The organism is Pelomonas sp. Root1237, assembly GCF_001425055.1.
Lineage (GTDB): Bacteria > Pseudomonadota > Gammaproteobacteria > Burkholderiales > Burkholderiaceae_C > Pelomonas.
This window is the reverse complement of sequence record NZ_LMDK01000016.1, coordinates 422,022-446,896: the sequence shown is the minus strand read 5'-3', so window position 1 is coordinate 446,896 and position 24,875 is coordinate 422,022. Positions and strand designations below refer to the sequence as shown.

26 protein-coding genes are annotated in these 24,875 nt (G+C 68.3%); 19 read left to right on the top strand and 7 right to left on the bottom strand.

Annotated features, from left to right (window positions below; all coding sequences use genetic code 11):
- Positions 1-33: 33 nt before the first annotated feature.
- From ASC91_RS14885 to dcd, 5 genes are read left to right on the top strand one after another with little or no spacing between them, the layout of a single operon-like run.
- A complete protein-coding gene (locus ASC91_RS14885) occupies positions 34-738 on the top strand; it encodes a class I SAM-dependent methyltransferase (protein ID WP_394326323.1) in 705 nt (234 codons plus the stop codon).
- Positions 735-1,223, top strand: coding sequence for a ribonuclease HI (gene rnhA / locus ASC91_RS14880; protein ID WP_056198020.1), 489 nt, complete (start codon positions 735-737; stop codon positions 1,221-1,223). The genes ASC91_RS14885 and rnhA overlap by 4 nt, the downstream gene beginning before the upstream one ends.
- 15 nt (positions 1,224-1,238) lie before the next feature.
- Positions 1,239-3,245: an amidohydrolase family protein gene (locus tag ASC91_RS14875; RefSeq protein WP_056198018.1), complete on the top strand. Its 2,007-nt coding sequence runs from the start codon at positions 1,239-1,241 to the stop codon at positions 3,243-3,245.
- Positions 3,242-4,813, top strand: coding sequence for an ABC transporter substrate-binding protein (locus ASC91_RS14870; RefSeq protein WP_056198016.1), 1,572 nt, complete (start codon positions 3,242-3,244; stop codon positions 4,811-4,813). The genes ASC91_RS14875 and ASC91_RS14870 overlap by 4 nt, the downstream gene beginning before the upstream one ends.
- Positions 4,814-4,827: 14 nt before the next feature.
- The gene (gene dcd / locus ASC91_RS14865; RefSeq protein ID WP_056198009.1) at positions 4,828-5,394 is read left to right on the top strand and encodes a dCTP deaminase; all 567 of its coding nucleotides are present in this window, start codon (positions 4,828-4,830) and stop codon (positions 5,392-5,394) included.
- 152 nt (positions 5,395-5,546) lie between these two features.
- Here the strand turns inward: dcd and ASC91_RS14860 are convergent, their stop codons facing one another.
- The gene (locus tag ASC91_RS14860) at positions 5,547-6,032 is read right to left on the bottom strand and encodes an SRPBCC family protein (RefSeq protein WP_056198007.1); all 486 of its coding nucleotides are present in this window, start codon (positions 6,030-6,032) and stop codon (positions 5,547-5,549) included.
- Between the two features lie 85 nt (positions 6,033-6,117).
- Here ASC91_RS14860 and ASC91_RS14855 point away from each other — a divergent pair, with 85 nt between their 5' ends.
- The 5 genes from ASC91_RS14855 to ASC91_RS14835 all read left to right on the top strand — a co-directional run bounded on the left by ASC91_RS14855 (position 6,118) and on the right by ASC91_RS14835 (position 10,863).
- Positions 6,118-6,525 (top strand): cupin domain-containing protein, encoded by a 408-nt coding sequence (locus tag ASC91_RS14855; protein ID WP_056198005.1) that lies wholly within the window; start codon positions 6,118-6,120, stop codon positions 6,523-6,525.
- A 9-nt stretch (positions 6,526-6,534) separates the two neighbouring features.
- On the top strand, positions 6,535-7,248 hold the full coding sequence (locus ASC91_RS14850; RefSeq protein ID WP_082532694.1) for a sigma-70 family RNA polymerase sigma factor: 714 nt from the start codon (positions 6,535-6,537) through the stop codon (positions 7,246-7,248).
- A 12-nt stretch (positions 7,249-7,260) separates the two neighbouring features.
- Entirely contained in the window at positions 7,261-8,088 is an 828-nt protein-coding gene (locus tag ASC91_RS14845) for a cupin domain-containing protein (protein ID WP_056198002.1), read from the top strand.
- 109 nt (positions 8,089-8,197) lie between these two features.
- Positions 8,198-8,566: a hypothetical protein gene (locus ASC91_RS14840; RefSeq protein ID WP_056198000.1), complete on the top strand. Its 369-nt coding sequence runs from the start codon at positions 8,198-8,200 to the stop codon at positions 8,564-8,566.
- A gap of 119 nt (positions 8,567-8,685) precedes the next feature.
- Positions 8,686-10,863, top strand: coding sequence for a S46 family peptidase (locus ASC91_RS14835; RefSeq protein WP_056197998.1), 2,178 nt, complete (start codon positions 8,686-8,688; stop codon positions 10,861-10,863).
- A 195-nt stretch (positions 10,864-11,058) separates the two neighbouring features.
- Here ASC91_RS14835 and ASC91_RS14830 read toward each other — a convergent pair whose 3' ends face one another.
- Positions 11,059-11,631 (bottom strand): YceI family protein, encoded by a 573-nt coding sequence (locus tag ASC91_RS14830; RefSeq protein WP_056197997.1) that lies wholly within the window; start codon positions 11,629-11,631, stop codon positions 11,059-11,061.
- A gap of 97 nt (positions 11,632-11,728) precedes the next feature.
- On the opposite strand from ASC91_RS14830, the gene ASC91_RS14825 reads away from it, so the two are divergent.
- From ASC91_RS14825 to ASC91_RS14810, 4 genes are all read left to right on the top strand, one after another.
- Entirely contained in the window at positions 11,729-13,054 is a 1,326-nt protein-coding gene (locus ASC91_RS14825; RefSeq protein ID WP_056197994.1) for a hypothetical protein, read from the top strand.
- 10 nt (positions 13,055-13,064) lie between these two features.
- Positions 13,065-13,625, top strand: coding sequence for a DUF1566 domain-containing protein (locus ASC91_RS14820; protein WP_082532693.1), 561 nt, complete (start codon positions 13,065-13,067; stop codon positions 13,623-13,625).
- A 95-nt stretch (positions 13,626-13,720) separates the two neighbouring features.
- Entirely contained in the window at positions 13,721-14,158 is a 438-nt protein-coding gene (locus ASC91_RS14815) for a hypothetical protein (RefSeq protein ID WP_056197990.1), read from the top strand.
- 30 nt (positions 14,159-14,188) lie between these two features.
- Positions 14,189-15,904, top strand: a complete 1,716-nt coding sequence (locus ASC91_RS14810) for a thiamine pyrophosphate-binding protein (protein WP_056197988.1) — start codon at positions 14,189-14,191, stop codon at positions 15,902-15,904.
- A 90-nt stretch (positions 15,905-15,994) separates the two neighbouring features.
- Here ASC91_RS14810 and ASC91_RS14805 read toward each other — a convergent pair whose 3' ends face one another.
- Positions 15,995-16,732: a PEP-CTERM sorting domain-containing protein gene (locus tag ASC91_RS14805; protein ID WP_056197986.1), complete on the bottom strand. Its 738-nt coding sequence runs from the start codon at positions 16,730-16,732 to the stop codon at positions 15,995-15,997.
- Positions 16,733-16,988: 256 nt separating this feature from the next.
- Between ASC91_RS14805 and ASC91_RS14800 the strand changes: the two genes are divergently transcribed.
- From ASC91_RS14800 to ASC91_RS14785, 4 genes are all read left to right on the top strand, one after another.
- Positions 16,989-17,219 (top strand): RNA-binding S4 domain-containing protein, encoded by a 231-nt coding sequence (locus ASC91_RS14800; RefSeq protein WP_056199600.1) that lies wholly within the window; start codon positions 16,989-16,991, stop codon positions 17,217-17,219.
- 908 nt (positions 17,220-18,127) lie between these two features.
- Positions 18,128-20,320, top strand: coding sequence for a polysaccharide lyase family 1 protein (locus ASC91_RS14795; RefSeq protein WP_235531990.1), 2,193 nt, complete (start codon positions 18,128-18,130; stop codon positions 20,318-20,320).
- A 17-nt stretch (positions 20,321-20,337) separates the two neighbouring features.
- Positions 20,338-21,078 carry a hypothetical protein gene (locus ASC91_RS14790; RefSeq protein ID WP_056197984.1) on the top strand — a complete coding sequence of 247 codons (741 nt, stop codon included), beginning with the start codon at positions 20,338-20,340 and terminating at the stop codon, positions 21,076-21,078.
- 32 nt (positions 21,079-21,110) lie between these two features.
- Positions 21,111-21,938 carry a PEP-CTERM sorting domain-containing protein gene (locus ASC91_RS14785; RefSeq protein WP_056197982.1) on the top strand — a complete coding sequence of 276 codons (828 nt, stop codon included), beginning with the start codon at positions 21,111-21,113 and terminating at the stop codon, positions 21,936-21,938.
- Here ASC91_RS14785 and ASC91_RS14780 read toward each other — a convergent pair whose 3' ends face one another.
- Genes ASC91_RS14780 through ASC91_RS14765 form a run of 4 tightly spaced genes read right to left on the bottom strand, consistent with a single transcriptional unit; the run spans position 21,939 to position 23,975 of the window.
- On the bottom strand, positions 21,939-22,187 hold the full coding sequence (locus ASC91_RS14780) for a hypothetical protein (protein ID WP_056197980.1): 249 nt from the start codon (positions 22,185-22,187) through the stop codon (positions 21,939-21,941).
- Between the two features lie 24 nt (positions 22,188-22,211).
- Entirely contained in the window at positions 22,212-22,673 is a 462-nt protein-coding gene (locus tag ASC91_RS14775; protein ID WP_056197978.1) for an ABC transporter substrate-binding protein, read from the bottom strand.
- A complete protein-coding gene (gene serB / locus ASC91_RS14770; RefSeq protein ID WP_056197976.1) occupies positions 22,670-23,416 on the bottom strand; it encodes a phosphoserine phosphatase SerB in 747 nt (248 codons plus the stop codon). Before serB ends, ASC91_RS14775 begins: the two co-directional genes overlap by 4 nt.
- Positions 23,417-23,429: 13 nt before the next feature.
- Complete coding sequence (locus ASC91_RS14765; RefSeq protein WP_056197974.1) at positions 23,430-23,975, bottom strand: PEP-CTERM sorting domain-containing protein; 546 nt, start codon at positions 23,973-23,975, stop codon at positions 23,430-23,432.
- 130 nt (positions 23,976-24,105) lie between these two features.
- On the opposite strand from ASC91_RS14765, the gene ASC91_RS14760 reads away from it, so the two are divergent.
- A complete protein-coding gene (locus ASC91_RS14760; protein WP_056197972.1) occupies positions 24,106-24,852 on the top strand; it encodes a PEP-CTERM sorting domain-containing protein in 747 nt (248 codons plus the stop codon).
- The last annotated feature ends 23 nt before the right edge of the window (positions 24,853-24,875 follow it).

Here is a 24,875-nt window from a genome sequence, read left to right as displayed (position 1 = left end):
CAACCCATGACAGATAAAGCGCCGAGTATAGATTTGACAGCCTGGCTGCAAACCCCGCCCGGGCACCATCTGCTTGCCTGGGAGCAGGCCCAGGTCGACGCAGCCGTGACCGATTTGTTCGGGTTTCACGCCTTACAACTCGGCCTGCCCGAACTGAACGGTCTGCAGACCAACCGCATGCCCCACCGCTGGCTGGCCGGTCGTGACCTGCTTTGCGATTTTGACGCGCTACCTTTCGAAAGCGCCAGCCTCGACCTCGTGCTGCTGCCGCACGCGCTGGAGCTGGCGCCCGACGCCCACGCATTGCTGCGCGAAGTCGAGCGCGTGCTGCGGCCCGAGGGGCGGCTCATCGTCTTCGGCCTGAACCCGGCCAGCCTCTGGGGCCTGCGCCAGAACCTCGGCCGCCTCAAGCGCCGCGGCGAGCCCTATCTGCCCCGTGATGGCGACTTCATCGGCTACTGGCGGCTGCGCGACTGGCTCAAGCTGCTGAGTTTTGACGTCGAGGCGGCGCGCTTCGGCATCTATCGGCCACCGCTGCGCTCCGAGGCGTGGCTGCAGCGCTGGCGCTGGGTCGACGGCATCGGCTCGCGCTGGTGGCCGGTGCTGGGTGCGGTCTATTTCATCCAGGCGGTCAAGCGCGTGCACGGCATGCGCATGATCGGCCTGGCCAAGAACTCGCGTGCAGCGGCAAAAAAGGCGCCCGCCGTTGCGCTGAACAACCACCACAAAAAAGAATGACCGAACCGACCCCCAAGCCCACCACCCTTATCAAGCGCCCGCAGGTCACCATCTACACCGACGGCGCCTGCAAGGGCAACCCCGGCCCTGGCGGCTGGGGTGCCTGGCTGAGCAGCGGCGGCCACGACAAGGAGCTCTTCGGCGGCGAGCGCGAGACGACCAACAACCGCATGGAGCTGACCGCGCCCATCGAGGCCCTGGCCTCGCTCAAGCGCAGCTGCGACGTCGTCGTCTACCTGGACAGCGAATACGTGCGCAAGGGCATCACCGAATGGATCATCAACTGGCAGCGCCGTGGCTGGAAGACGGCCGACGGCAAGCCGGTCAAGAACGCCGACCTCTGGCAGCGGCTGGACGCGCTGCGCAAGTTGCATACGGTCGACTGGCGCTGGGTCAAGGGCCATGCGGGCGACCCCGGCAACGAGCGCGCGGACATGCTCGCAAACAAGGGTGTCGCCTCCCTCAGTAAAGTCCGCGCCACCTAAGACAGAAACCGCCTCATGAAGCTGCTGCCCTTGCTGTTCGCGCTGTGTGTTGCCGGCGCTGTCCAGGCCCAGACCTACACCGTGGTGTGTGCCAAGACCGCCTGCGGTCACCTCAAGGTCACCGAAACGGCCACCCGCCTCGAGACCGACTACAGCTACCGCAACAACGGCCGCGGGCCCGACCAGAAGGAGGTGCTGGAACTGGCCGCAGACGGCACTTGGGCGGCCTACCGCACCGAGGGCGTCTCAACCTACGGCGCGCGCATCGACGAAAGCTTCGAGCTCAAGGACGGCCGTGCCAGCTGGCGCTCGCCCGTGGACCGCGGCGACAAGCCCGGCGTGGGCCGCGATCTCGTCTATCTGCCCGTGCAGGCCAGCCCGGCCTGGGCCGGCCGCCTGGCGCGCACCCTGCTGCAGCGCTCCGACCACCGCGCGGCCGCGTTGCCGGTGGGCCAGATCAGCATCGAGCGCGTGCAGACGCTCAAGCCGGCCGGTGCCAGCTTCGAGGTTGGCCTGTACGCCATCGACGGCCTGGATCTCGATCCCAGCTACCTCTGGCTGCGCGAGGACAACCAGGCGCTGTTCGCCCAGGTCTCGCCGGGCTGGGGCGGCACGCTGCTGCAGGGCTTCGAGGCCGAGATGGACCGGCTGTCCGACGTGCAGAAGGCTGCGCAACTGGCGCGGCTGGAGCGCCTGGCCAAGACCCTGCCCAAGCCGCTGCCCGGCTTGACCGTCATCGAAGGCGTGCGCTGGTTCGACTCGCAGGCCGCTGTGCTGCGCGGGCCGTCCGATGTCTACCTGCTCGAGGGGCGCATCGCGGCAATAGCCAAGCCCGGCAGCCTGAAGAACGCCGAGCCTGCCCAGCGCATCAGCGGCAAGGGCCGCACGCTGCTGCCGGGCTTCATCGACATGCATGCCCACCTGGACGCCAGCGCGCTGCTGCTGAACCTGGCCGCGGGCGTGACGGCCGTGCGCGATGTCGGCAACAGCAATGCCGACCTGGCCGAACTGAAAGGCCGCATCGAGCGCGGCGAGGTGCTCGGCCCACGCATCGCGGCCAATGGTTTCATCGAGGGCAAGAGCCCGTTCTCTTCGCAGTCCGACTTCGTGGCCGACAACCTGGACGAGGCCCTGGCCGCCATTGATTGGTACGCCGCCCACGGCTACCGCCAGCTCAAGCTCTACAACTCCATCCGCCCCGAGTGGGTCAAGCCCATGGTGGCGCATGCGCGCGAGCTGGGCCTGCGCACCGGGGGCCATGTGCCGGCCTTCATGACGGCGCGCCAGGCGGTCGAGGCGGGCTATGACGAGCTGCACCACATCAACCAGGTCACGCTGAACTTCCTGGTCAGCAAGGGCGACGACACGCGCACCCTGCTGCGTTTCAACCTGCCCGGCGACAAAGCGGCCGACCTCAAGCTCAATGACCGCCGCACGCAGGACTTCCTGGCCCTGCTGAAGAAGAAGGGCACGGTCGTCGATGCGACGATGACGGCCTTCGAGGCCCAGTACACGCAGCGCCAGGGTCAGCCCAATCCCAGTTATGCAATGGTGTCCGCGAACTGGCCGGCTGTGCTGCAGCGCAGCTATCTGTCGGCCGAAGTCGACATGGACGACACCAAGGCCCGGCGCTGGGGCGCGAGCTGGAAGGTCATGATGGACTTGCTGCGCCGCATGCATGCAGCCGGCATCCCGCTGGTGGCGGGTACGGACGCAACGCCCGGCTTTGCGCTGCAGCGCGAGCTGGAGCTCTACGTGCAGGCCGGCATCCCCGCCGCGCAGGCGCTGAAGATCGCGACCTGGAACGGCGCCAGATACAGCGACCGCCTGAGCGAGATTGGCAGCATCGAGCGCGGCAAGCGCGCCGACCTCGTGCTGATCGACGGCGACCCGGTGGCCGACATCCGCGCCATCCGGCGCATTGCGCTGGTCATCAAGGGCGAGCAAGCGCTGCCGCCCTCGGCCCTCTACCAATCCATGGGCATCCTGCCCTTCGTGCCCTCGGCGGAGATCATCAAGTGAAGCCGGAATTGAAGCGATTGGCCGCACTGCTGCTGGCCCTGCCGCTGATCGCCCAGGCCGACACGACGCTGCGCTTCTGCGCCGCCGGCAGCCCCAAGACCTTCGACCCGGCGATGACCGACAGCGGCATCGACCATGTCGCCCACATGCCCATCTTCAGCAACCTCATCGAGGTCAAGCGCGGCACGGATCAATTGATTCCTGGCCTGGCAACGAGCTGGAGCATCAGCCCCGATGGCCTGGCCTACACCTTCGAGCTGCGCCGAGGCGTGACCTGGCATACCGTCGAAGGCTTCAAGCCGACGCGCGAGTTCAATGCCGACGACGTCATCTTCACCTTCGGCCGCCTGTTGAGCCGTGACAGCGCGTTTGCGAAGGCCCTGCCCAGCGTGTCGCCCTATGTGATGTCCTTCGGCTGGGAGAAGCTCGTCACCAAGGTTGAGAAGCTGGGCGACCACCAGGTGCGCATCACGCTGGCCGAGCGTGACGCCTCCTTCCTATCGGCGCTGAGCTTCGCCTTCACGATGATCCAGTCGGCCGAGCTGGGTGCCCAGCTGCTCAAGGCCGGCACGCCGCAGCGCATCACGCAGATGCCCGTCGGCACCGGCCCCTTCCAGTTCAAGAGCTTTCGCGCCGACAGTGTCATCCGCTACGTGAAGCACCAGACGTGGTGGCGCAAGGACGAGAGGCCGCGCGCCGACCAGCTCGTCTTCGCGATCACGACCGATGCCAGCGTGCGCGCCCAGCGCCTCAAGCGCGACGAATGCGACATCGCCTACCCGGTCGGCCCGGCCGAGCTGGACGAGTTGAAGAAGGACCCCAACATCAAACTGGCGACAGCGGCCGGCATGAATATCGGCATCCTGGCCTACAACACCAAGCGCCCGGCCCTGTCCAAGGTCGAGGTGCGCCAGGCCCTGGACATGGCCATCGACAAGGCGGCCATCGTCCGCACCGTCTACGGCGACGCCGGCGTGCTGGCCAGCAGCGTCATCCCGGCCGCCAACTGGGCCCATGACGCCACGCTCAAGCCCGTGCCCCACGACCCTGCCAAGGCCCGTGCCATGTTGCAGAAGGCCGGCGTGCTGCCACTGGACATCACGCTGTGGGCCATGCCGGTGGTGCGCCCCTACAACCCCAACGGCCAGCGCATGGCGCAGATGATCCAGTCGGACTGGGCCAAGGTCGGCGTCAACGCGCGCATCGTCACCTATGAGTGGGGCGAATACCTGCGCCGCATCGATGCCGGCGAGCATGAAGCCGCGCTCAGCGGCTGGAACGGCGACCCCGAACCCGCCAACACGGCCGGCCAGCTCGCCTGCGGCTCCGCCAGCGGCAGCTTCTGGTGCAACCCGGCCTACGACAAGCTGCTGGCCGAAGCCAGGCAAGCGTTGAAGCAGGAAGACCGCAAGGCCATCTACGCCAAGGCCCAGCGCATCGCGATGACGGAGCTGCCCTGGACACCCATCGCCCACGGGCGCCTGGCCGTGCCCGAGCGCGCAGCGGTCAAAGGCTTCATCCTGGATCTGGATGGCGGCATGTATTTCGACGGCGTGACGCCGCGCTAAACAAGGAAAACGAGATGAGTATCAAGAGCGACAAATGGATCCGCCGCATGTGCCAGGAGCACGGCATGATCGAGCCCTTCGAGCCCGGTCAGGTGCGCGAGCAGGACGGCCGCAAGATCATCAGCTACGGCACATCGAGCTACGGTTACGACATCCGCTGCGCGCCCGAATTCAAGGTCTTCACCAACATCCACAGCACGGTGGTGGACCCGAAGAACTTCGACGAGAACAGCTTCGTCGACATCAACAAGGACGTCTGCATCATCCCGCCCAACAGCTTCGCGCTGGCGCGCACGATGGAGTACTTCCGCATCCCGCGCAATGTGCTGACGGTGTGCCTGGGCAAGAGCACCTATGCCCGCTGCGGCATCATCGTCAACGTGACCCCCTTCGAGCCCGAGTGGGAAGGCTATGTGACGCTGGAGTTCAGCAACACCACGCCGCTGCCGGCCAAGATTTACGCGGGCGAAGGCTGCGCCCAGGTGCTGTTCTTCGAGAGCGACGAGGTCTGCGAGGTCAGCTACAAGGACCGCGGCGGCAAGTACCAGGGGCAGGTGGGAGTGACGCTGCCCAAGGCATGAACTTGACAGCCCCTCGTCCGGTCTCGCGCCGCTGAACGCGGGCGAACCCAGCCGGTCCCCCAAGGGGACGGCGATGCTTGCGGCATTGAGCCACAAGCACATCGCCAAGGCGGGCCGGCTTGGGAGCGGCCCGGCACTCGGCCCGCAAAGGCTCACCCACCTATCACCGCCAGATATTGGACCAACCCGATCCGACCCGCCCGCATCACCCGCTTGTGATTCCAGCGAAACAAGGGCGCCAGCACCGGCGCCAGCCAGCGCAGGATGCCTGGCGGCAGGGTGACGCGCCAGACGAAGGTGACGTCGGTATGCCCGCCCGCCTCCGGCAGGGCTTGCTTCATCAGCCAGATGCCTTCCCCTGCCAGCGTGCCGCCCGCCCGGGCGCGCAGGCGCTCTTCGCGCAGCACTTCCGTCACCTCCAGCACCAGGTGCAGCCGGTAGCCCAGGCCGGTGCGGAAGGTGAGCTGCTGCTGGCGGCCCACGCCCTGGGCGTCGCCGTCGACGAGGCGTTTCACGGCGACGACCCCTGGCCACCACAGCGGCCAGTGTTCGGTCTGGGTGATGGCCTGCCAGACGCGGGGGACCGGCGCATCCAGGCGCCAGTGGCTGACAAGGTCAAAAAAGGCGACTTGAGGCATGCAAAGGGGATACGCCAGGCTACCCAGGGTAGATGCCTAGGTTTACGCTGCATCCGGAATTCTTACCGCTGCGTATCAGCCTTACATGACCTCGACCATCGCCACCCCCGCCCAGGCCCGCGCCATCCGCCGGCGCCTGCTGGAGCGCGTGGCCGACACCGACGACAGCCACCTGACCGTGCCCGCGGGTGCGGCCGGCTGGCAGCCTTTCGGCGACGGCGTGCAGATCAAGGTCTTGCATGAGAACGAGGGCATTCTGAGCTATCTGCTGCGCTTGGCGCCCGGCGCCCGGCTCGAGGCCCACCGCCACCCGGTGGATGAGGAATGCCTGGTGCTGGAAGGCACGCTCAAGGTCGGCAGCCAGATCGAGGTTGGCCCCGGGGGCTACCACCTGGCCCGCGCGGGCAGCCTGCACGCCAGCATCAGCACCGAGACGGGTGCCACCATCTTTCTGCGCGGCGCCGAGCCGCATGCGGACCAACTGTTGGTTTGAGGACATCACATGACCCTGCCACACCCCACCGAAGCTGTCGACGAGCCACCCAATGCGGCGCTGCTGTTCGACGACGTCGAGCTGCCGGACGCCGATATGGAAGAGGGCGGTGCCATCGAGGCGGCTGCCGCCAAGCCCGGCTGCCCGTCGCTGGACGATGCCCAGCTTGCCGCCTGGATCGAGGGCATCGTCGACCACGACGAGCGCGCGTTGCTGGCCCTGTATGAAGCGACGCTGTCGCGCGTCTACGGTCTGGTGCTGCGGCTGGTACGCCGCAGCCAGCTGGCTGAAGAAGTGGCCGAGGAGGTGTTTTTCCAGGTCTGGCGCCAGGCGCCGCGTTTTGACCCCGAGCGCGGTCGGCCGTTGACCTGGCTGCTGGGCATGGCCCGCTCGCGCGCCATCGACGCGATCCGCCGCGAGGCTCGCTTCCAGCATGAGGAGCTCGACGAAGAGAGCGTGCCGTTGTCGGCGCCCGCGGCCGAGTCCGGCGACGAGCTGCTGTCCGTGGCCCAGGGCCATGCCGAACTGCATCGCGCCCTGCTGCTGCTCAAGCCCCAGCCGCGCCAGCTCGTCGCGCTGGCCTTCTTCAATGGCCTGTCGCATGAAGAGATCGCCAGCCAGACCAGCCTGCCGCTGGGCACCGTCAAATCCCAGATCCGCCGCGCCTTGATCACACTGCGCGAGGCCTTGGGCGACACTGGCGCGCATGCGCTGCCGGCCTGAAGGGAGGACGCCATGACGACGCTGCCCCCTACCTCCAAATCCGCCCCCGAATCCAGCCCCGAATCCGATGCGGGTGACGACATGACGCCGTTGCTCAGTGAACCCTTTGCAAGCGCCTGGGCGGCCCCCGCGTCGCCCGGCCGCCTCGGTGAACGCCTGAGCGGCCGCCTGCAGCAATCGCTCGACGCCGAGCGCGGCATGGTCACCGTGCGCCGTCGCCGCACCGAGCCCGAGGCGCTGGCCGACGGCGTCCATCAACGCTGGCTCTACCGTGCCCCCGAGGGCCAGGCGTTGCGCCCGGGCGAACCGCGTGCGGCCCGCGTCATCGAGCTGCAGCCCGGCGCCCGCCTGGACCTGGCCGCTGCCGGCGCACGCGAATTCCTCGTCGTGCGCGGCAGCGTCGATGTGGATGGCGAGCTTCTGGGGCTGCGCGACTTCCTGCTGCTGCCCGCCGGCAATACGCCGCAGCTCGCCACCCGCGATGGCGCCCATGTCTTCGTGCGCGAGGCCGAGGGCCACGCCAGCGAGCGCACGCTGGTGCGCGACGCCGAGGCCGGCTGGCCCGAGTTCGCGCCCGGCATCCGCCGGCGCGTGCTGTGGGCGGGCGGCGGCCAGGCCGCGCTGCTCTACCGTGCCGACCCCGGCGCCAGCGTGCCCGTGCACAGCCACGGCCATGACGAGGAATGCCTGATGGTGCAGGGCGAGCTCTTCCTCGATGACGTCCTGCTGCAGCAAGGCGACTACCAACTGGCCCCCGCGGGCACCGGCCACCGCATCACCGAGACTGACACGGGCGTCATCATCTACGCGCACGGCGATCTCGACCTGCAGTTCACTTGAGCGGCATCAGCGCGGACAAGCCCGGTCTTTTCGGGCTTTATCCGGTCTTTGTTTTGCCGAGGCCCCGGCACGATGGCAGCCATCACAGCCAAGCTGTCCGAGGCCCGTCATGCTCATCCCGCTGCACCTGATCCCCATCCCCGCCGACGAACCCCGCGGCCTGGGCGACCCGGGTCATGCCTGGAGCGGCCTGAAGATCGCGCAGGGCGTCAATCTCGGCGACATCCGCGCTCTCGGCCTGACGGTGGCGGGCGCCACCAGCGGTCCGGTCAACAGCCGCGACCTGCTGCGCTTTGGCCAGCTGATGAACGATGCCGGCCTGGCCATCAACCCGACGCGCATGCTCTACGACCGCCAGTACGCCTACGAGCGCCTGGCCGACGGCCACGCCAGCGACCACCCCGGCCTGCGCGAGCTGGCGTTGGACCTGTTCGAGGCTTATCAATCCGCCGGCGAATGGATCGGTATGACGCATTGAGGGGCTGACCGTCCCCTGATCGCGGGGCTTCCCGCCAGCCGAAGCCTGCCTTTCCTCACCCCGGGGATTTGCCGCCCCCGAGTTACCCTCGCGGTTTCGTCTTTTTGCCGAACCGCTCCATGAAACGTCACTCCCTTTCGCTGCTGGCCCTCGCGGCCCTGGCCGCAGCCACCGCCCATGCCGACGAAGGCATGTGGATGCCCAAGCAACTGCCGCAGATCGCCAAGAGCCTGAAGGCCGGAGGTTTGGCCATGGACCCGGCCAAGCTCAAGGATCTGACCGACTTCCCGATGGGTGCCGTGGTGTCGCTGGGTGGCTGCACGGCCAGCTTCGTGTCGCCCCAGGGCCTGGCGGTGACCAACCACCACTGCGCCTACGGCAGCATCCAGTACAACTCCAAGCCCGACCGCGACCTGCTGAAGAACGGCTTCTACGCCGCCACGCTGGCCGATGAACTGCCCGCCGCGCCCGGCAGCCGCATGTGGGTGACCGTGGACCTGAAGGACGTCAGCACCGAGATCCTCAACGACAAGACCCGCGCCCTGACCGGCAAGGCCCGCACCGACGCCATCGAGGCGACCGAGAAGAGCCTCGTGGCCGCCTGCGAGGCCGACAAGGGCCACCGCTGCAACGTCTACGCCTTCTTCGGCGGCCTGCAGTACCAGCTGATCAAGCAGCTCGAGATCCGCGACGTGCGCCTCGTGCACGCGCCGGCCACCGGCGTGGGCCTGTTCGGCGGCGACGCCGACAACTGGGTCTGGCCGCGCCACACCGGCGACTACAGCTTCTACCGCGCCTATGTCGGCCCGGACGGCAAGCCGGCCGAGTTCAGCAAGGACAACAAGCCCTATCTGCCCAAGCATCACCTGAAGATGGCGAGCAGCCCCCTGAACGCCGGCGACTTCGTCATGGTGGCCGGCTACCCGGGCCGCACCGACCGCCACCGCCTGCCCACCGAGGTCGACTTCGCCTTCGGTTGGCAGCAGCCCACGCAGGCCCGCGTGATGGGCGAGGCCATCGACCTGATCAAGGCCGAGACCGCCGGCCGCCGTGATGGCGAGATCAAGATGGCCGCGCGCATGCAAGGCCTGCAGAACTACTACAAGAACCTGCAGGGCCAGCAGCAGAGCTACGACGGCAGCGACATCCTGGCCCGCAAGAAGGCCGAGTTCGACAAGCTCAGGGCCTGGGTCAACGGTTCGCCGGAGCGCAAGGCCCGCTATGGCGCCGATGTCGCCGCGGCGCAAAGCCTGCTGGCCGAGCGCGAGGCCATCACGCGCGCCGAGCTGCTGGCCAATTTCATGACGCCCGCCCTGCTGACTTCGGCCCGCCAGCTCTACCTCGTGGCGCAGGAGCGCGCCAAGCCTGATGCCGAGCGCAAGTCCGGCTACCAGGAGCGCGACCTGCCGCGCCTGCGCGCCGCCCAGCAGACGCTGGACCGCCGCTACGACGAGCAGACCGACAAGCGCCTGGCCTCGCACTTCCTGGCCCAGTACCTGGCCCAGCCGGCCAACACGCTGAACCCGGCCTGGGTGGATGCATACGGCCTCAAGACTGGTCAGGACGAAGCCAGCATCCGTGCCCAGCTGGACAAGCTCTACGCGGGCAGCAAGCTCTCCGACACCGCCGTGCGCATGGCCTGGCTGGACAAGGACGTGGCGGCCTTCAAGGCCAGCGACGACGCCTTCATCAAGGCCGCCGTCGCGCTGTACGACGATGATCGCCGCCTCGAAAACCGCGACAAGGAACTCGGCGGCAAGCTGCAGAAGGCCTACGCCGGCGTGCAGCAGGCCATGATCGACTACCACGCCAGCCGCGGCGAAGCCGTCTACGCCGATGCCAACAGCACGCTGCGCATCAGCTACGGCAAGGTCGAGGGCCGTAACCCCGGCACAGACGGCAGCACCTGGACGCCGTTCACGACGCTGCGCGGCATCGTCGCCAAGCACAAGGGGCCCGACGAGGCCGGCGGCGAGTTCAATGCGCCCGCCGAGCAGCTTGCCGCCATCAAGGCGCGCAACTTCGGCAAGTACTACGTGAAGGGCCTGGACTCGGTGCCCGTGAACTTCCTGTCCACGCTGGACACGACCGGTGGCAACTCCGGTAGCCCGGTGCTGAACAAGAACGCCGAACTGGTGGGCCTGTTGTTCGACGGCACGCTGGACGCGGTGATCTCGGACTGGAGCTTCGACCCCAAGATGGTCCGCAGCATCTCGCTGGACGCGCGCTACATGCTTTGGCAGATGAGCACGGTGGACAAGACGACGCGGCTGCTCGACGAGATGGGTGTGAAGTAAGCTAGCGCGTCCAATGCAAACCGGCCTCCAGGGGCCGGTTTTTCGTTTTCATGCGGACCGAGCGCCGGGCCGCTCCCTAGCCGGCCCGCGTAAAGCGATGTGCTTGCGGCTCAATGCCGCAAGCATCGGCGTCCCCGCGGGGGACCGACTGGACTCGCCCGCGTTCAGCGGGGCGAGACCAGGCGAGGGGCTTCATCACTCCTTGACGACGGCCTCGACCTGGATGCGCAGGTTCACATCCATCTTGAAGCCCCAGTCCTTGCCCGCGGTGAGGCCGAAGTCTTCGCGGTTGAACGAGCCCGAGGCGTCGGCACCACACCAGTCCCGCTTGAACATCGGGTGGGGCATGCACTTGAGCTGGTGGATGGCCAGCGTCATCGGCTTGGTCTTGCCGTTCAACGTCAGCTCGCCAACGAGCCGGGTCGGCACGCCGCCTGTCGCGCCCTCGAAGCGGCCCTTGAAGCTGGCGCTGGCCGGGCTCTTCTCCAGGTTGAAGAAATCCTTGCCCTTGGCCCAGCCGTTCATGGCTTCCAGACCGAAGTCGATGCTGGCCAGGTCCATCTGCACGTCGACGCTGCCGCTGCCATTGGCCTTGTCGAAGACGATGGTGCCCGAGTTCTTCGTCAGCTTGCCGCGCCAGAAGGACATACCCATGTGGTCGGCCTCGAAGCTGGGGTAGGTGTGGGCCGGGTCGACGACATAGGTGGCGGGTGCGGCCTGGGCTAGCGTGGCGGCGAACAAGACGGGGAGCAGAGTCAGTCGGTTCATGGGAATCTCCTGTGAAGGGTGATGAAAGGCGCTTGCCTGACACTATGACGAAGCGGGCCGCGCGATTTCGACAGCAGCCTGCAAATTTCCCTGCCCCATGATCGCCCGTCTCCTCCTCACCCTGCTCGCGCTCGCCCTTGCCGCCTGTGCACCCCTGAAGCCCCAGCCAACCACCGAGAAGCGCTACAGCGCCGCCGAACTGCTGGCGCTGCGCCCGGTCGATTTCAGCTGGCCCGCCATGTCGACGGCGGGCGAACGTGCTCAGCGCGAGGCGGCCCTGGCCGACATCCGTGCCCGCATCGCCCTGCCGCCCGGCCCCGAGCGCGACGCGGCGCTGCCCAAGCTGTTTGACCTGGTGGCGCAGTACAACCTGGAGATCGACGCCGCCCGGCCGCTGCTGCTGCAGGCCCTGCCGACTCTGGCCAGCCGGGACGTGGACTACCAGCGTGCGCTGCTGACCGCGGCGCGTGCTCTGTACGCGGCCCCGAACGAAGCTGCAGTGCAGGCCGCGTTGCAGCCGCTGCTGACCCAGCTCACGGCGAGCAAGCCTTTTGCCATCGCGGCCTACACGCTGAAAGCGATGAACCCCGGCTACGCGGAATTCATCCGCGACCTCGTGCCGCGCCAGTTCCCGCAGTGGCGCGACGACCCGCGCCTGGTGGCGTTGATGGACGACGTGGCCCCGGTGCGCATGGCCCAGCCGCCGCTGGCCGACCTGCTCGCCGCGCCGCTGCGCCCGGGCCTGCCCGTCATCTACAGCCTGCAACGCCGTGGCCGTGCCGACATGGGCCTGGTGCTGGTGCGTGCTGCCGACGGCCGTTTCGTGCGCGATGCGCGCGGCCAGCTCTTCGCCCAGCCCCAGCTGGCGCTGTCACGCAGCGGCCTGCCCGGCACCATCACCAATGGCAACACGCCGCAGGGCGTCTTCACCATCGTCGGCGCCGGCACGGCCACCAATCCCAACATCGGCCCCACGCCCTATCTGCACAGCAAGCTGCCCGTCGAGGCGACGGTGGCCGAGTTCGAGCATGCCGACACGCCGGCCGCCTGGAGCGAGGCGCTGTACGAGAGCTTTCTGCCGCCCAGCTGGCGCAGCTTCGCCGCCATCAAGGAAGCCTGGCTGGCCGGCCGCGCCGGGCGCGACGAGCTGCTCATCCACGGCACGACCCTCAATCCGGCCTACTACGCCGGCACGAGCTACTTTCCCGGTACGCCGCAGCAGGGCTGCATGATCTCCAACGAAGACTGGGACCCCGCCACCGGCCGCCTTCTTGCCAGCCGGCAGCTGACGCTGGCGCAGACCTATGCGGCCGCCAGCCCGCGCAATGACCTGGCGGGCTATCTCGTTGTCGTCGAGCTGGCGGGCGAGGGGGCCGTGAGCCCAACCGAGGCCGCCGCGCTGGTGCAGGCGGCCGGACGATGATGGAGACCGTATGCGAACCTGCGTGATTGCCGCCTTGGCTCTTGCTCTGGCCATGCCTTGCGCCGTGATGGCGGAGGACGCCGCTCCCAAGCTCACGCCCAGTGCCGATGGCCAAGAGCTGATCGACGCTGCCGCCGGGCTGGCGTGGTCACGCTGCGTGGAGGGCAGGCACTGGGATGGTCGACGCTGCGACGGCGAGATCAAGCTCTTCACCCATGCCGAGGCGCTGGTGTCGGCCCGCACACGCAGCGAGGCCGAAGGCCGGCTCTGGCGCGTGCCCCGCGCGCAGGAGTTCAAGCGCCTGCCCGAACACATGGGCGGCAAGCAGCAAGCCGCCGTGCTCATGCCCGATGCGCCCAGTGGCTGGTACTGGACCAGTACCGTGCGCATCGAGAGCGAAGCCGTGAACACCTACAGCTACGCCAACGTGCAGCGCGGCACGACCGAGCGGCAGGTCGACCGGCTGTCCCCTCAGACGGGTTGGGTGGTGGAGCAGCCTGGCGGCGCGGTGCGCAGCAGTCCCAAGCGCGAGAAGCAGCTGGTGCGTCTCGTGCGCACGCTGGCGCCCTGACGGGCTCCTTCAGCGGGGAACTCAGGTAGGACGTGCCCGATGTGACGTTCGCCTCGCCGGTAAAGTGGTCGCCACCACGTTTTCCCGGTTCTGCCATGTCACTGCGTAGCCTTGCGATTGCGACGATTCTTCTTGCCGCACTCGGCCTGGTCTGGCAGAAGCAGGAACAGCTTCAGGCATGGCTGGGGGCAGCGCGCGCGTCAAGCACATCGGCACCGAGCCTCGGCGAGCCGTTGGTCGCCGCCCGCCCGGCGGCCGATGCCGCTACCTCCACGTCGGCCAGGTCCCGGCCGGCAGGCTTGCGCAAATGTGTCAAAGGCCAGCAGGTTTCGTATACGAATGTCGAGTGCCCGCCCGGCCACCAGGAGCTGGCCGTGACCGCAGCGCCCGTCAACGTGCTGCCGGCCACGCCGGTCAGCAAGCCGGCCGAATCCAGCAGCGGACCGTCGTCGCTTCACAAGGCGTTGGACCTGACGCGTGACGACACGCTGAGGGAGCGGGCCATAGAACGGGCAGTCAACGGGAGCCGCTGAAGTGGAGCAGCCGCCAGCTAAAGTCTCAACATGACTAGACAAGCTACCACCCCCCGTCTGGCCGGCCACAAGCTGGTCGAGGCACTGATTGCCCAGGGCGTCGACACGGCCTTCGGCGTTCCTGGCGAGTCCTACCTCGCCGTGCTCGATGGCTTCCACGAGTACGCCGACAAGATCCGCTTCATCGCCTGCCGCCAGGAGGGCGGCGCGGCCTTCATGGCTGAGGCGCAGGGCAAGTTGACCGGCCGGCCCGGCATCTGTTTCGTGACCCGCGGCCCGGGCGCCACGAACGCCAGCATTGGCCTGCACACGGCCTTCCAGGATTCGACGCCGATGATCCTCTTCATCGGCCAGGTCGCCAGCGATCAGCGCGACCGCGAGGCCTTCCAGGAGGTGGACTACCGCCAGATGTTCGGCCCCGGCACGCTGGGCATGGCGAAGTGGGTGGGCGAGGTGCACGACGCCGAGCGCCTGCCCGAGTACGTGGCTCGTGCCTTTCACACCGCCATGCAGGGCCGGCCCGGCCCGGTTGTGCTGGTGTTGCCCGAGGACATGCTGACCCAACCCATCACGGCGCCCGTGCTGCCGCCCGTGCGTCCCGCCGAAGCGGCGCCGACGCCGGCCGCCCTGGCCGAGCTGTGCGAGCGCCTGGCAGCGGCCAGGAAGCCTTTCGTCATCGCCGGCGGCGGTGGCTGGACGCCTGAGTCCACCGCCGCGCTGCAGGCCTTTGCCGAGGCGTGGAGCTTGCCGGTCGGCTGCGCCTTCCGCTTCCAGGACCTGTTCGACAACCGCCATCCGCTGTACGCCGGCGACGTGGGCATCGGCATCAATGCCCGGCTGGCCGCGCGCGTGAAGGAGGCCGACCTCATCCTCGCCATCGGCCCGCGCCTGGGCGAGATGACGACCGGTGGCTACACGCTGCTGCAGGCGCCAAGGCCCGCTCAAGCGCTCATCCACATCCACGCCGGTGCCGAGGAGTTGGGCCGCGTCTACACGGCCGAGCTGCTCATCAACGCGAGCATGAGCGCGGCCGCCCCGGCCCTGGCCGCGCTGACGCCGCCCGCCGACATCCCCTGGCGCGCATGGGCTGAGTCGGCCCATGCCGACTACGAGGCCAACCTCGTGCCCGTGCCGGTGGCGCCGCTGGACATGGCCGAGGTCATCCGCCTCATCGACGCCAAGCTGCCCGAGGGCACCATCTTCACCAACGGCGCCGGCAACTACAGCGGCTGGCTGCACCGCTTCCATCGCTACACGGCGCTGCACCGCGAGGGCCGCAGCCAGCTGGCGCCAACCTCGGGCGCCATGGGCTATGGCGTGCCCGCCGCGGTCGCTGCCTCATTGCTGCAGCAGGACCGCTGGGTCGTCAACATCGCCGGCGACGGCGACTTCCTGATGACGGGCCAGGAACTGGCCACGGCCACCGGCTATGGCGCCAAGAAGCTGCTCGTCGTGGTCGTGGACAACGGCACCTACGGCACCATCCGCATGCACCAGGAGCGCGAGTACCCGGGCCGCGTGTCGGGCAGTGACCTCTTCAACCCCGACTTCGCCCAACTCGCCGAGGCCTTCGGCTTCGTGGCCTTCAAGGCCGAGAGCACGGAGCAGGTCGGCCCGGCATTGGATGCGGCAATAGCGGCGGGCCGGCCGGCGCTGATCCACCTGCGGCTGTCGTCCGACGTCAGCACCTCGCGCACGACGCTGACCGCCATCCGCGAAGCGGCGCTGAAGGTCGGTCACGCTTGAGCTGACATTGCACGCGGCGGTGCAAAACGGCGCGACCCAAGAAAAAACGGCGGCCCGAAGGCCGCCGTTTGGGCGTGAGCTGAAGCTCTATCAGGCGCGGCGACGGCGCACCAGGCCCAGGCCCAGCAGCGAACCGGCGACGAGTGCCAGGCTGGCCGGCTCGGGCAGCTGACGCACTTGTTCCTTGGTGCCGATCGTGAAGCTGTCGAAGGCGAAGATGTCGCCGGAGCCGACGGTCGACAGGAAGCGAATCCGGTCGAATTCTTCAGAGGCGTTGGAGGCGATCAGGCCGAAGTACAGGACGCTGCCGTCAGCGACGTTCTGCGCTGCGGTGGTGACGACTTGCGAGCCGACCACGACGCCGCCCTTGGAGAGTTCCAGCGTCAGGGTGCCGCCGAAGTCGCCCAGGTCAATGCCGTAGAAGCCGAAGGCTGCCAGGGAATTGGTGAAGTCGACTTGGAAGGGGCTGCCGCCGCCGGCAGACACTTCCCAGTAGCGGGTGCCACCGGGGACAGAGTAGCGGCCAGCGCCGTTGGTGTTGCCGGCGGTGTTGGTGGCGACAGAGCCAGCGCCGTTCAGCGTGGCGGTGCCGGCAGCGCCGAAGTCCAGGGCCAGCGGCGCGCCGCCAGCACGGGTTTCGAAGTTTTCCGTGCCAACGCCGACGAGGTTGCTCTTGAAGCTGGTTTCAGCAGCGCTCGAATTCGTGGGAGCGACTTGTGCGCTGGCATTGCCGTTGTTGTCGACGCCGGTGAAGACGAGGTAGGCGTTGGCGCTGCCAGCGGCCATCAGGCCTGCGGCAAGTGCCACGGAGGTAAGGAACTTGGTCATCGAGAACTCCCTTGAGGGTTGCTGAAGATGCGGAAAAAACCGCCAGACAACCTCCGTTAGCACCACCCGTGCCAAGTTACCTAAGTCATTGTTGGTACACACTAATTCCTATTCACGGGTGTGTCCGAATGAAATGACTGTCAATGTTTTCGACATAGATATTCTAGGGGGGTGGGAATAAATGATGACCTTGCGCGGGCCAGCATACGGCCACGTGGAGCAGCGCGCGCGGGAGCGCGGCGACGACAATCCCGGCATGCCTGCCATCGACCTCCCACTGCGCGGCGAGTTCATCGAACTCGACAAATTGCTCAAAGCCACCGGCCTGGCGGACAGCGGCGGCCAGGCCCGCGCGCTGATCACGGCCGGTGAGGTGAAAGTGGACGGCCAAGTCGAGTTGCGCAAGACGGCCAAGATGCGCGCCGGCCAGCTCGTTGAGTTTGGCGGTCAGCAGGTCAGGGTGATCCAGGGGCCGAGCGGCGATTGACTCGGCCGTCATGACGGTGAGGCGTTCATCGTGCGAGCGGCCGACAACGCTGCCTGCGGGTTCGCCTCGCCCCCTGAACAAATGCCCTCAGGGATTGCCCGGCGTTGACCGTCAATCCCAAAAACGAAACACTGTTCCAACTGCTCGCTGAGCCGAAACCGCTGACCGGATACCGCCGGGTGGCCGGGGTTTCGTCAGCCGACGCAGTGCGAGGCGCCTGCTGTGCCCGCTCCCCTGTTTGACGCCCAAGCGAGCCGGTGCCGCGAGGGCCGAAGCGCCATCTCGGCCTGCCGCCGATCCCCCGTCCCCTGCCATTGCTGAAGCGCTGCGCGCCTGACCCCTGACGGGTCGGTGCCAGGCGGGCCTGCGCCTGCTTCCTTGCGAACGCTCGAGCCCAGGGGGCGGCATGCCCAACAAAGACAAAGCGCGCGCTGTACGAGCGCGCCAGGAGACATGCCATGACCCCAGTCCACCGAATCAGGGGGCTAGTGCCCCCCGTGAGCGGCAAAACGGCCGCAATCGAGGCGAAACGCGGAGCCAGGTTGGACACCTGGCGAGCAGTTTCAACGACGAGTGCGGCCGTTTTGCCGCTCACCCTTCGGGCCGAGCCGGGAAAGGGGGCAGGGGGGTGTTGCGACTCTAGCCCAGGCTCCCAGCCTGAGCTGCAAGCCGCGCCTACCCCAGCCCCCTTTCTCGACTCGGCGGGGGGCACTAGTCCCCTGATTCGGTGGACTCGGCCCAAGCTGGGCCTGCTGGCCTCGTCCATCTCGCTTGGCCTGTTGGCCTGCGGGGGAGGCCAGGAGAACCCCGCGAGCATCGCCTCGCCGCAGTCGAGCGAGCAGGCCTCGGCTAGCCGCCTTGATGCACCGGCAGCCAGCACTGAGACGGCAACCGCCAAGGCCCTGGCGGTGCGTGACCCGCGCCCGGTACCGCCGCCGCCCGCGCCGGTCATCGACGCCGTCAACCTGACCGACACGACCGCGCCGCTGCTCTTCGACGTCGGCACGCGCAGCTACGCGGCGCCGGTCACCATCAGCGGCCTGCACAACCCGAGCAACTATCGCGCGGCGCCCAAGCTGCCGGCCTGGCAGTTCGCCACCGTCGACCCGACCGGCGGCCAGCTGACCTTCGAGCGCGAGACGGCACCCGACACCGGCTGGCACAACCGGTCGCGCAAGGGCAGGGTGCTGGTCACCGGCGGCTCTTCGGCCGCGGCGAACCGCGTCTATACGGTGTTCAACAAGGAGCAGCTGCTGGCGGCTCTGCGCGAGGCGAAGAACGAGCCCAAGATCATCCGCATCGTCGGCCACATCGATTTCCGCTGGCGCGATGGCAACACGGTGTTCGAGGAATACACGGGCTTCCTGGACCAGAAGAACGGCGGCTCCTTCTCCATCCCGTCCAACACGACGTTGGTCGGTATCAACGACAGCAACGGCCGCCCGGCGCGCATCACCGGCACGCAACTGCTGATCGGCATCGAGGCCGCACTGGCGCCCGGCGGCGACCCCGAGGCCGATTTCAAGACCTGGGTCGCGGCGGGCAAGGACCCGGAGGCCTACCCGACCTGGACGCGCAACATCATCCTGCGCAACCTGGCCATCGACACGCCCTGGGACGTCAACCCCGAGGACAGCGACAACGCCTACATGGACGGCCTGACTGTCACGCGCGGCCAGCAGATCTGGCTCGACCACGTGACCATCAGCGATGGCGACACGCCCGATTCGCTGGCCAGCGACACGCGCCACGACGGCGCGCTGGACGTGGTGCGTGGCAGCGACTACGTGACCGTCTCCAACAGCGTCTTCAGCAAGCACCACAAGAACAGCCTGATCGGCAACGGCGACTCCGGCCGCGCCTGGAGCGACGCCGGCCGCCTGCACGTGACGCTGACCGGCAACTGGTGGAACTACGCCTACAGCCGCCTGCCGCTGGTGCGCTTCGGCCAGCTGCACATGTACAACAACCTCGTCACCGGCAGCACGACGACGAGCGACAACGACATGAAGTTCGGCTCGGGCCTGGACGCGCGCTACCAGTCCGACGTCATCAACGAGAACAACTTCTACGAATTCACCGGCCTCAAGCCCAAGGAGGTCTGCGGCAAGCTGGCCGGCGGCAAGGACGCGATCTCGATGCGCAGCAGCGGTCATCGCTTCATCAGCGACAAGGACGACCTGGGCAAGCCGATGACCGCCGTTGTCGACATCGAGCTGCAGGGCTGCGAGGGCGTGCCGGTGGCGCAAAACTGGGTGCCGCCGTATGCCTACACGCTGCGCACGGCCGACGCCGCGCGCGGTGCCGTGCAGGCGGCGGCCGGTGCCGGTCGCGTGGGCCTGTTCGCCGCACAGGGCCCCGTGCCCGCGCCGCTGCCCGGTTCGCCGGCGCCCAGCCCATCCCCGACGCCCAGCCCGACGCCAAGCCCCGCACCCAGCCCATCGCCCACGCCGGCGCCAGCCCCGACACCCGCGCCCAGTCCGTCGCCCAATCCGCCGCCCTTGATTCCAGGCACGGCCTGCACCGTGACCCTGCCTTGCAGCACGGGCAGCGGCGAGCAGGCCATGAGCCCGCTGGTCACCGCCATCGTGCCCGCTGCCGCCTATGTGCAGGCCACCGGCACCTACACGCTGTCCGGCGCTGGTGCCATCAACACCGGCAGCCCCTACACCTTCAACTTCAAGTACACGGCGCTGACAGGGGACTTCACCTTCACGGCCCGCGTCGTGACGCAGGGCGGCAATGCCGACTCGGCGCGTGCCGGTGTCGTCGCGGCGGATGGCATCACGGGCAGCCCGGTCTACGCCTGGACGGCGCGCTACTCGACGACCGGCGAGATCCGCGCCGCCATCAACGGCAACAACAAGTCCAACCTGGCTGGCTTTGCAGCGTCCACGCCGCCCGTCTGGGTGCGCGTGCAGCGGCGCGGCAATGCGCTGTATTCCGCCGCGTCCACCGACGGCGTGACCTGGGCCGAGAAGACCAACGTCAACGTGACGGCCGCCAGCCTCTACGTCGGCCTGGCCCTCTCATCGGGCAGCAACAGCGCGGTCGTCACGGCCGATTTCGACAACGTCAGCATCGTCGGCGGCGGCCGCTGAAAAAAGGAGACCACAACATGCGATTCCGACTTCAACCCCTGGCCGCGCTGCTGCTCGGCCTCACCGTGAGCGCGGCCCAGGCCGGTGCGACGAACGAGGTGGCCTATGCCTCGCTCGGCGGTGCCGCCGTCACCTTCTCCGAGCTGACCGATGGCGCTGCCATCGATGGCCTGCTGAGCAGTGGCGGCATGCAGTTCGGCGAGCGTTTCGCCGGCCAGGAGCTGGCCGTGACCAAGGCGCCGCGGCCGGGCGCAGTGGCGCAGGACTGGTTCGACGACCTCAGCATCGGCGCGCCCAGCGTGGGCCTGACGCTGCTGGCCGGCGCAGCCGGCGCCAACCTCGGCGCCTACAACTATGGTGACGCCGACGGCCTGGCCCTGTTCGGCGTCGGCCCGCAGGCCGGCGCGGCCGACGGCTTCGGCGCGATCTCGGCCCGCTTCGCCTCGCCCGTGTCGGCCCTGGGCTTGCAGCTGCGCGATGCCGACGGCGGCGCGATCACGCTGAGCCTGTACCGCACCGACGGCAGCCTCATCCAGGCCGTTGATCTGAGCGGCCGCAGCGATGGCCGCTATGCCTTCGCACGCACGGGCGGGGCGGCCGACATCGCCGGCTTCTCGCTGACCAACCGCGACAGCTACTACGGCGTGTCGCTCGACAACCTCGTGCTCGCCGCCGCCCCCGTTCCCGAGCCGGGCTCGGCCCTGCTGGCCCTGGGCGGCTTGCTGACCCTGGCCGTCGGACGCCGGCGCGCCCGCTGATTCCAACCACGACAACACAACGGAGACCATCCATGAACAAGTCCCTGACCCTGATCGCCCTGGCCGCTTCCATCGGCACCGTCCAGGCTGCCGGCACCTCGCTGAGCAACACCCAATTCGCCTTCACCGGCGTGAATGGCAACACGACGGTCGGCGGCTGGTCCTTCGTCAGCTTCGTCGACATCGCCGCGGGCACGACGATCTACTTCACCGACACCAACGTGCTGCAGACGACGTCGGCCGCCGGTGTGTTCTCGACGACGGCAGAGACCTTCTGGTCCTGGACGGCCAGCGCCAAGGTGAATGCAGGTACGTCGGTGGCGCTGCTGGGCACGGGCGTCAACGGCCAGTACGCGGCCAAGTCCGGCACGGCCGGCGGCACTGCCAACGGCGTGGTCGTCAACCTGAACGGCGGCGCGTCCAACATCTCCAGCGGCGGCGACATCCTCTACGCCTTCCAGGCCGCGTCCTATGCGACGAACTACCAGGCCTCGGCCATCACCTTCCTGGGCGCACTTTCCAACCGCGGCACCTACACCTCGTCCGACAATCCCACTGCCGCGACCGGCCTTTCCGGCATCCAACTGCGCGAGTACAAGGTCGACGCCGCGACGGCGACGCGCTACACGCAGTTCACGGCGCAGGTCACGACCAACGACGCGCCTTTCAGCTCGATGGCGCAACTGAAGTCAGCCCTGGCCGTGAACGCCAACTGGACGACCGTCGCCGGGTCCAACTCGACGCCCATCGTCGCCGACGTGCTGGCCGTCACGGCCGTGCCCGAACCCGAGAGCTACGCGTTGATGCTGGCCGGCCTGGCCGTCATGGGTGGCGTGGCGCGCCGGCGCCTGCGGGGCTGATCAGCGGTAGCGTGCGAGCACCCGCTCCACGCTGCCGTCGCTGACGAGGCGGTCCAGCACCGAGGCCAGCTCGGCGAAGGGCACACCCGAGCGCGGCGAGAAGGCGCAGCGCGCGTCGAACTGGTTGATGACCCAGGCGATGCGCACCGGCGCGTTCGGCTGCTCGCGCAGGAAGAACTGCAGCGAGGTTTTCTCCACGAGCGCATACCGCACCTTGCCCGCGGCCAGCCGCCGCAGGTTGGCCGCCATGCCGGGCACGTCGCTGCGCCTGAATCATTTGCCCAGCGCCTGCTCTGCCCGCGGATAGCTGTAGCCCTGCACCGTGCCCAGGGGCTGGCCGGCGACCTGCTCCAGCGTCTTGAGCGCCGGGGCGTCGGCATGGGCTGCGACGAGGCTGGCATCGGGAATGAGGCCGCGCGTCCAGCGGAAGTCGCCCTGCAGCCATTCCGGCAGCACGAAGCAGACGGCGTCGGCCTCGCCGGCCAGCAGGGCGGCGCTGACGCGCTTGCCCGCCATCGGCACAAAACTGACCGGGCGGTCCAGGCCGGCTGCAATCAGCTCGCCCAGATCCTTGACCATGCCGCCGACCAGGCGCCCGTTAGCGTCGAACTCGGCGATGGGCAGGGCGTTGTTGGTGGCCGCAACGAATCGCAGCGGGGGTGGTGAAGGCAGCGGCTGCCCCGTCGCCGTGCCCGCGAGCACGGTGGCCAGCAGCAGCGCCGCCAGCCGCCTCACGGTCTGAGCAGCTCCAGCAGCCGCTCCAGGCCGCCTGTGTTGATGGCAATGCGTGCCTGCTCGCGCACCTTGGGCTTGGCGTGATAGGCCACCGACAGGCCCGCCGCGCCCATCATGGGCAGGTCGTTGGCGCCGTCGCCGACGGCTATTGATTGGTCGGGCCGGCAGCCAACTGACTCGCAGCTCTGCAGCAGCATCAGGCGCTTTTGCTCGCCGTCGCAGATGTCGCCCCAGTCCTGCATGACGACGCGGCCGGTGAGGGCACCATCGACGATTTCCAGCTCGTTGCTGCGCACGAAGTCCATGCCCAGCTCGGCTGCGACGAAGCGGGTGAAGAAGGTGAAGCCGCCGGAGACGAGCACGAGCTTGAGCCCGGCCGCCTTCAACGCCGCGCACAGCTCGCGCGCACCGGGGTTGAACGTCAGCCGCTCGGCCAGCACGCGGTCCAGCACGGTCGCCGGCACGCCCGCGAGCAGGGCCAGGCGGCGGCGCAGGCTGTCCTTGAAGTCGGTGATCTCGCCCCGCATCGCCGCTTCGGTGATGGCGGCGACTTCGGAGCCCTTGCCGGCCAGTGCGGCGATCTCGTCGATGCACTCGATGCTGATCAGCGTCGAATCCATGTCGAAGGCGGCAAGCTTGAAATGGGACAGCGGCGGCAGCGCGGGGCCGTCGCGCAGGACGAGGCCGTCAGAAGCGGGGGAGGTCACGGAGTCAGGATAGGGCAGGCCATCAATGGGCCGCATTATCCCGATGCGCTCATGCGCGGCGCCGGGCAAGCAAAAGCGCGAGACCGCCCAACAGCAGCGCGGCGCTGGCCGGCTCGGGCACGGGCGCCGTCTGCAGGTCGAGCTGGAAGAAGGCCTGGCTCGCCAGTGGCAGGCCGCGCATGTCGACCTGCACGCTGTGAGCGGTGAAGCTCAGCCGTGACGCGTCCAGGCCGGCGATGCCATTGCTCGTCAGCTGTACGCCGGTGATGGCGGTGCCACTGCCGAACAGGCTTTCGAAGCGGAAGTGGTTGACGGCAATGTTGTCGAAGCCGCTGCCCGGGCCGGTGTAGTCATAGCGGACGCTGCTGTCGCCGAAATCCAGGGTCTGGGTCGGCGACGTCAGCACCTGGCAGACCTGGGCGGCGCCCGGGCAGCTCAGCTCGGTGCCGGCGCCGACAAGGACGCTGTCCTGGGTGTGAAAGACGGTTGTGCCGTTGTCGAAGTCATAGCGCAGGTCCACCGTCGTGCCCTCCAGGCCGGCGGCGCTGGCCAGGGTGGGCAGCAGGACTGCAGCAACAAAAGCCAGCTTCTTCATCGCGATGCTCCGGTCGGCAGGGTGGCGCAGTCTAGGCAGGGACGCGGGCGCAGGCAGCCCCTAGCTTGAGACGGTGCAGAGACGCTGGTCGCGCAGAGTCCGCCACGTCCTCAAGCCGTGGAGTTCGCTCATGTCTCGCCTCGCCTCTGTTTCTGTCGCCGGCCTTGCGCTGGCACTCGCCACGCATGCCGCCGCCTCGGGCCTGAGCCTGCAGGTCGGTGACTTCCATGCCGCCGACTGGAGCCTGGTCCAGATCACCGACGATGGGCCGGCGGACGCCAACATGGTCATCGACGCCAACCTGGGCAACCCGGGCTCGCACTGGGTGATCAGCTACGTCACGCCGAGCAGCCCCGGCCTGTCCAGCTCGGCGAACCGGCTGGGTGCCTTCTATACGGCGCTGGCCTACGACCCGGCGCAGTTGGGCGCGCTGCAGAAGCTGGAATTCAGCGCCGACATCCGCGGGCTGTCCAGCAGCTTTGCCTTCGACACGCTTGGCAGCATCCGGCCGGCCCTGATGCAAAACGGCGTGACCTACACCGTCATCGGCAGCGACCTCGTGACTGGCAAGGCAATGATCAAGCCCGACTACCTGTCGCAGCAGTGGTCCTTCGTGGCCGCGGCGGCCGACTGGGTGCCACCGGTGGCCGGGTCCGCGCAGCGCCCCGACTTCAGCGCGGGCGCCCTGCCGATCTACGTGGGCTTCCGCTACACGCTTGGCACCAGTTGCAACAGCGTCAACGGCTGCACCGGCGGCAGCGCCTTCCTCAGCCTGGACAACTTCTCCGCCACGCTGACGCCGGTGCCCGAACCCTCGGCATGGCTGATGTTGGCGGCCGGCATCGGCTTGCTGGTATTGCGCCGCCGCCGCGCTTGACCGCGGGAAGCGCCACGGCACAC

Bases quoted from the DNA above. Each gene is read 5' to 3' on its own strand.
- ASC91_RS14815 (WP_056197990.1), top strand. From the start codon at position 13,721: ATGTCACTGCGTAGCCTTGCGATTGCGACGATTCTTCTTGCCGCACTC.
- serB (WP_056197976.1), bottom strand. From the start codon at position 23,416: ATGCGGCCCATTGATGGCCTGCCCTATCCTGACTCCGTGACCTCCCCC.
- ASC91_RS14825 (WP_056197994.1), top strand. From the start codon at position 11,729: ATGATCGCCCGTCTCCTCCTCACCCTGCTCGCGCTCGCCCTTGCCGCC.
- ASC91_RS14830 (WP_056197997.1), bottom strand. From the start codon at position 11,631: ATGAACCGACTGACTCTGCTCCCCGTCTTGTTCGCCGCCACGCTAGCC.
- ASC91_RS14845 (WP_056198002.1), top strand. From the start codon at position 7,261: ATGACGACGCTGCCCCCTACCTCCAAATCCGCCCCCGAATCCAGCCCC.
- ASC91_RS14800 (WP_056199600.1), top strand. From the start codon at position 16,989: ATGCCTGCCATCGACCTCCCACTGCGCGGCGAGTTCATCGAACTCGAC.
- ASC91_RS14760 (WP_056197972.1), top strand. From the start codon at position 24,106: ATGTCTCGCCTCGCCTCTGTTTCTGTCGCCGGCCTTGCGCTGGCACTC.
- ASC91_RS14790 (WP_056197984.1), top strand. From the start codon at position 20,338: ATGCGATTCCGACTTCAACCCCTGGCCGCGCTGCTGCTCGGCCTCACC.
- ASC91_RS14805 (WP_056197986.1), bottom strand. From the start codon at position 16,732: ATGACCAAGTTCCTTACCTCCGTGGCACTTGCCGCAGGCCTGATGGCC.
- ASC91_RS14850 (WP_082532694.1), top strand. From the start codon at position 6,535: ATGACCCTGCCACACCCCACCGAAGCTGTCGACGAGCCACCCAATGCG.
- ASC91_RS14835 (WP_056197998.1), top strand. From the start codon at position 8,686: ATGAAACGTCACTCCCTTTCGCTGCTGGCCCTCGCGGCCCTGGCCGCA.
- rnhA (WP_056198020.1), top strand. From the start codon at position 735: ATGACCGAACCGACCCCCAAGCCCACCACCCTTATCAAGCGCCCGCAG.
- ASC91_RS14780 (WP_056197980.1), bottom strand. From the start codon at position 22,187: ATGGCGGCCAACCTGCGGCGGCTGGCCGCGGGCAAGGTGCGGTATGCG.
- ASC91_RS14860 (WP_056198007.1), bottom strand. From the start codon at position 6,032: ATGCCTCAAGTCGCCTTTTTTGACCTTGTCAGCCACTGGCGCCTGGAT.
- ASC91_RS14785 (WP_056197982.1), top strand. From the start codon at position 21,111: ATGAACAAGTCCCTGACCCTGATCGCCCTGGCCGCTTCCATCGGCACC.
- ASC91_RS14765 (WP_056197974.1), bottom strand. From the start codon at position 23,975: ATGAAGAAGCTGGCTTTTGTTGCTGCAGTCCTGCTGCCCACCCTGGCC.
- ASC91_RS14855 (WP_056198005.1), top strand. From the start codon at position 6,118: ATGACCTCGACCATCGCCACCCCCGCCCAGGCCCGCGCCATCCGCCGG.
- ASC91_RS14820 (WP_082532693.1), top strand. From the start codon at position 13,065: ATGCGAACCTGCGTGATTGCCGCCTTGGCTCTTGCTCTGGCCATGCCT.
- ASC91_RS14840 (WP_056198000.1), top strand. From the start codon at position 8,198: ATGCTCATCCCGCTGCACCTGATCCCCATCCCCGCCGACGAACCCCGC.
- ASC91_RS14810 (WP_056197988.1), top strand. From the start codon at position 14,189: ATGACTAGACAAGCTACCACCCCCCGTCTGGCCGGCCACAAGCTGGTC.
- dcd (WP_056198009.1), top strand. From the start codon at position 4,828: ATGAGTATCAAGAGCGACAAATGGATCCGCCGCATGTGCCAGGAGCAC.
- ASC91_RS14875 (WP_056198018.1), top strand. From the start codon at position 1,239: ATGAAGCTGCTGCCCTTGCTGTTCGCGCTGTGTGTTGCCGGCGCTGTC.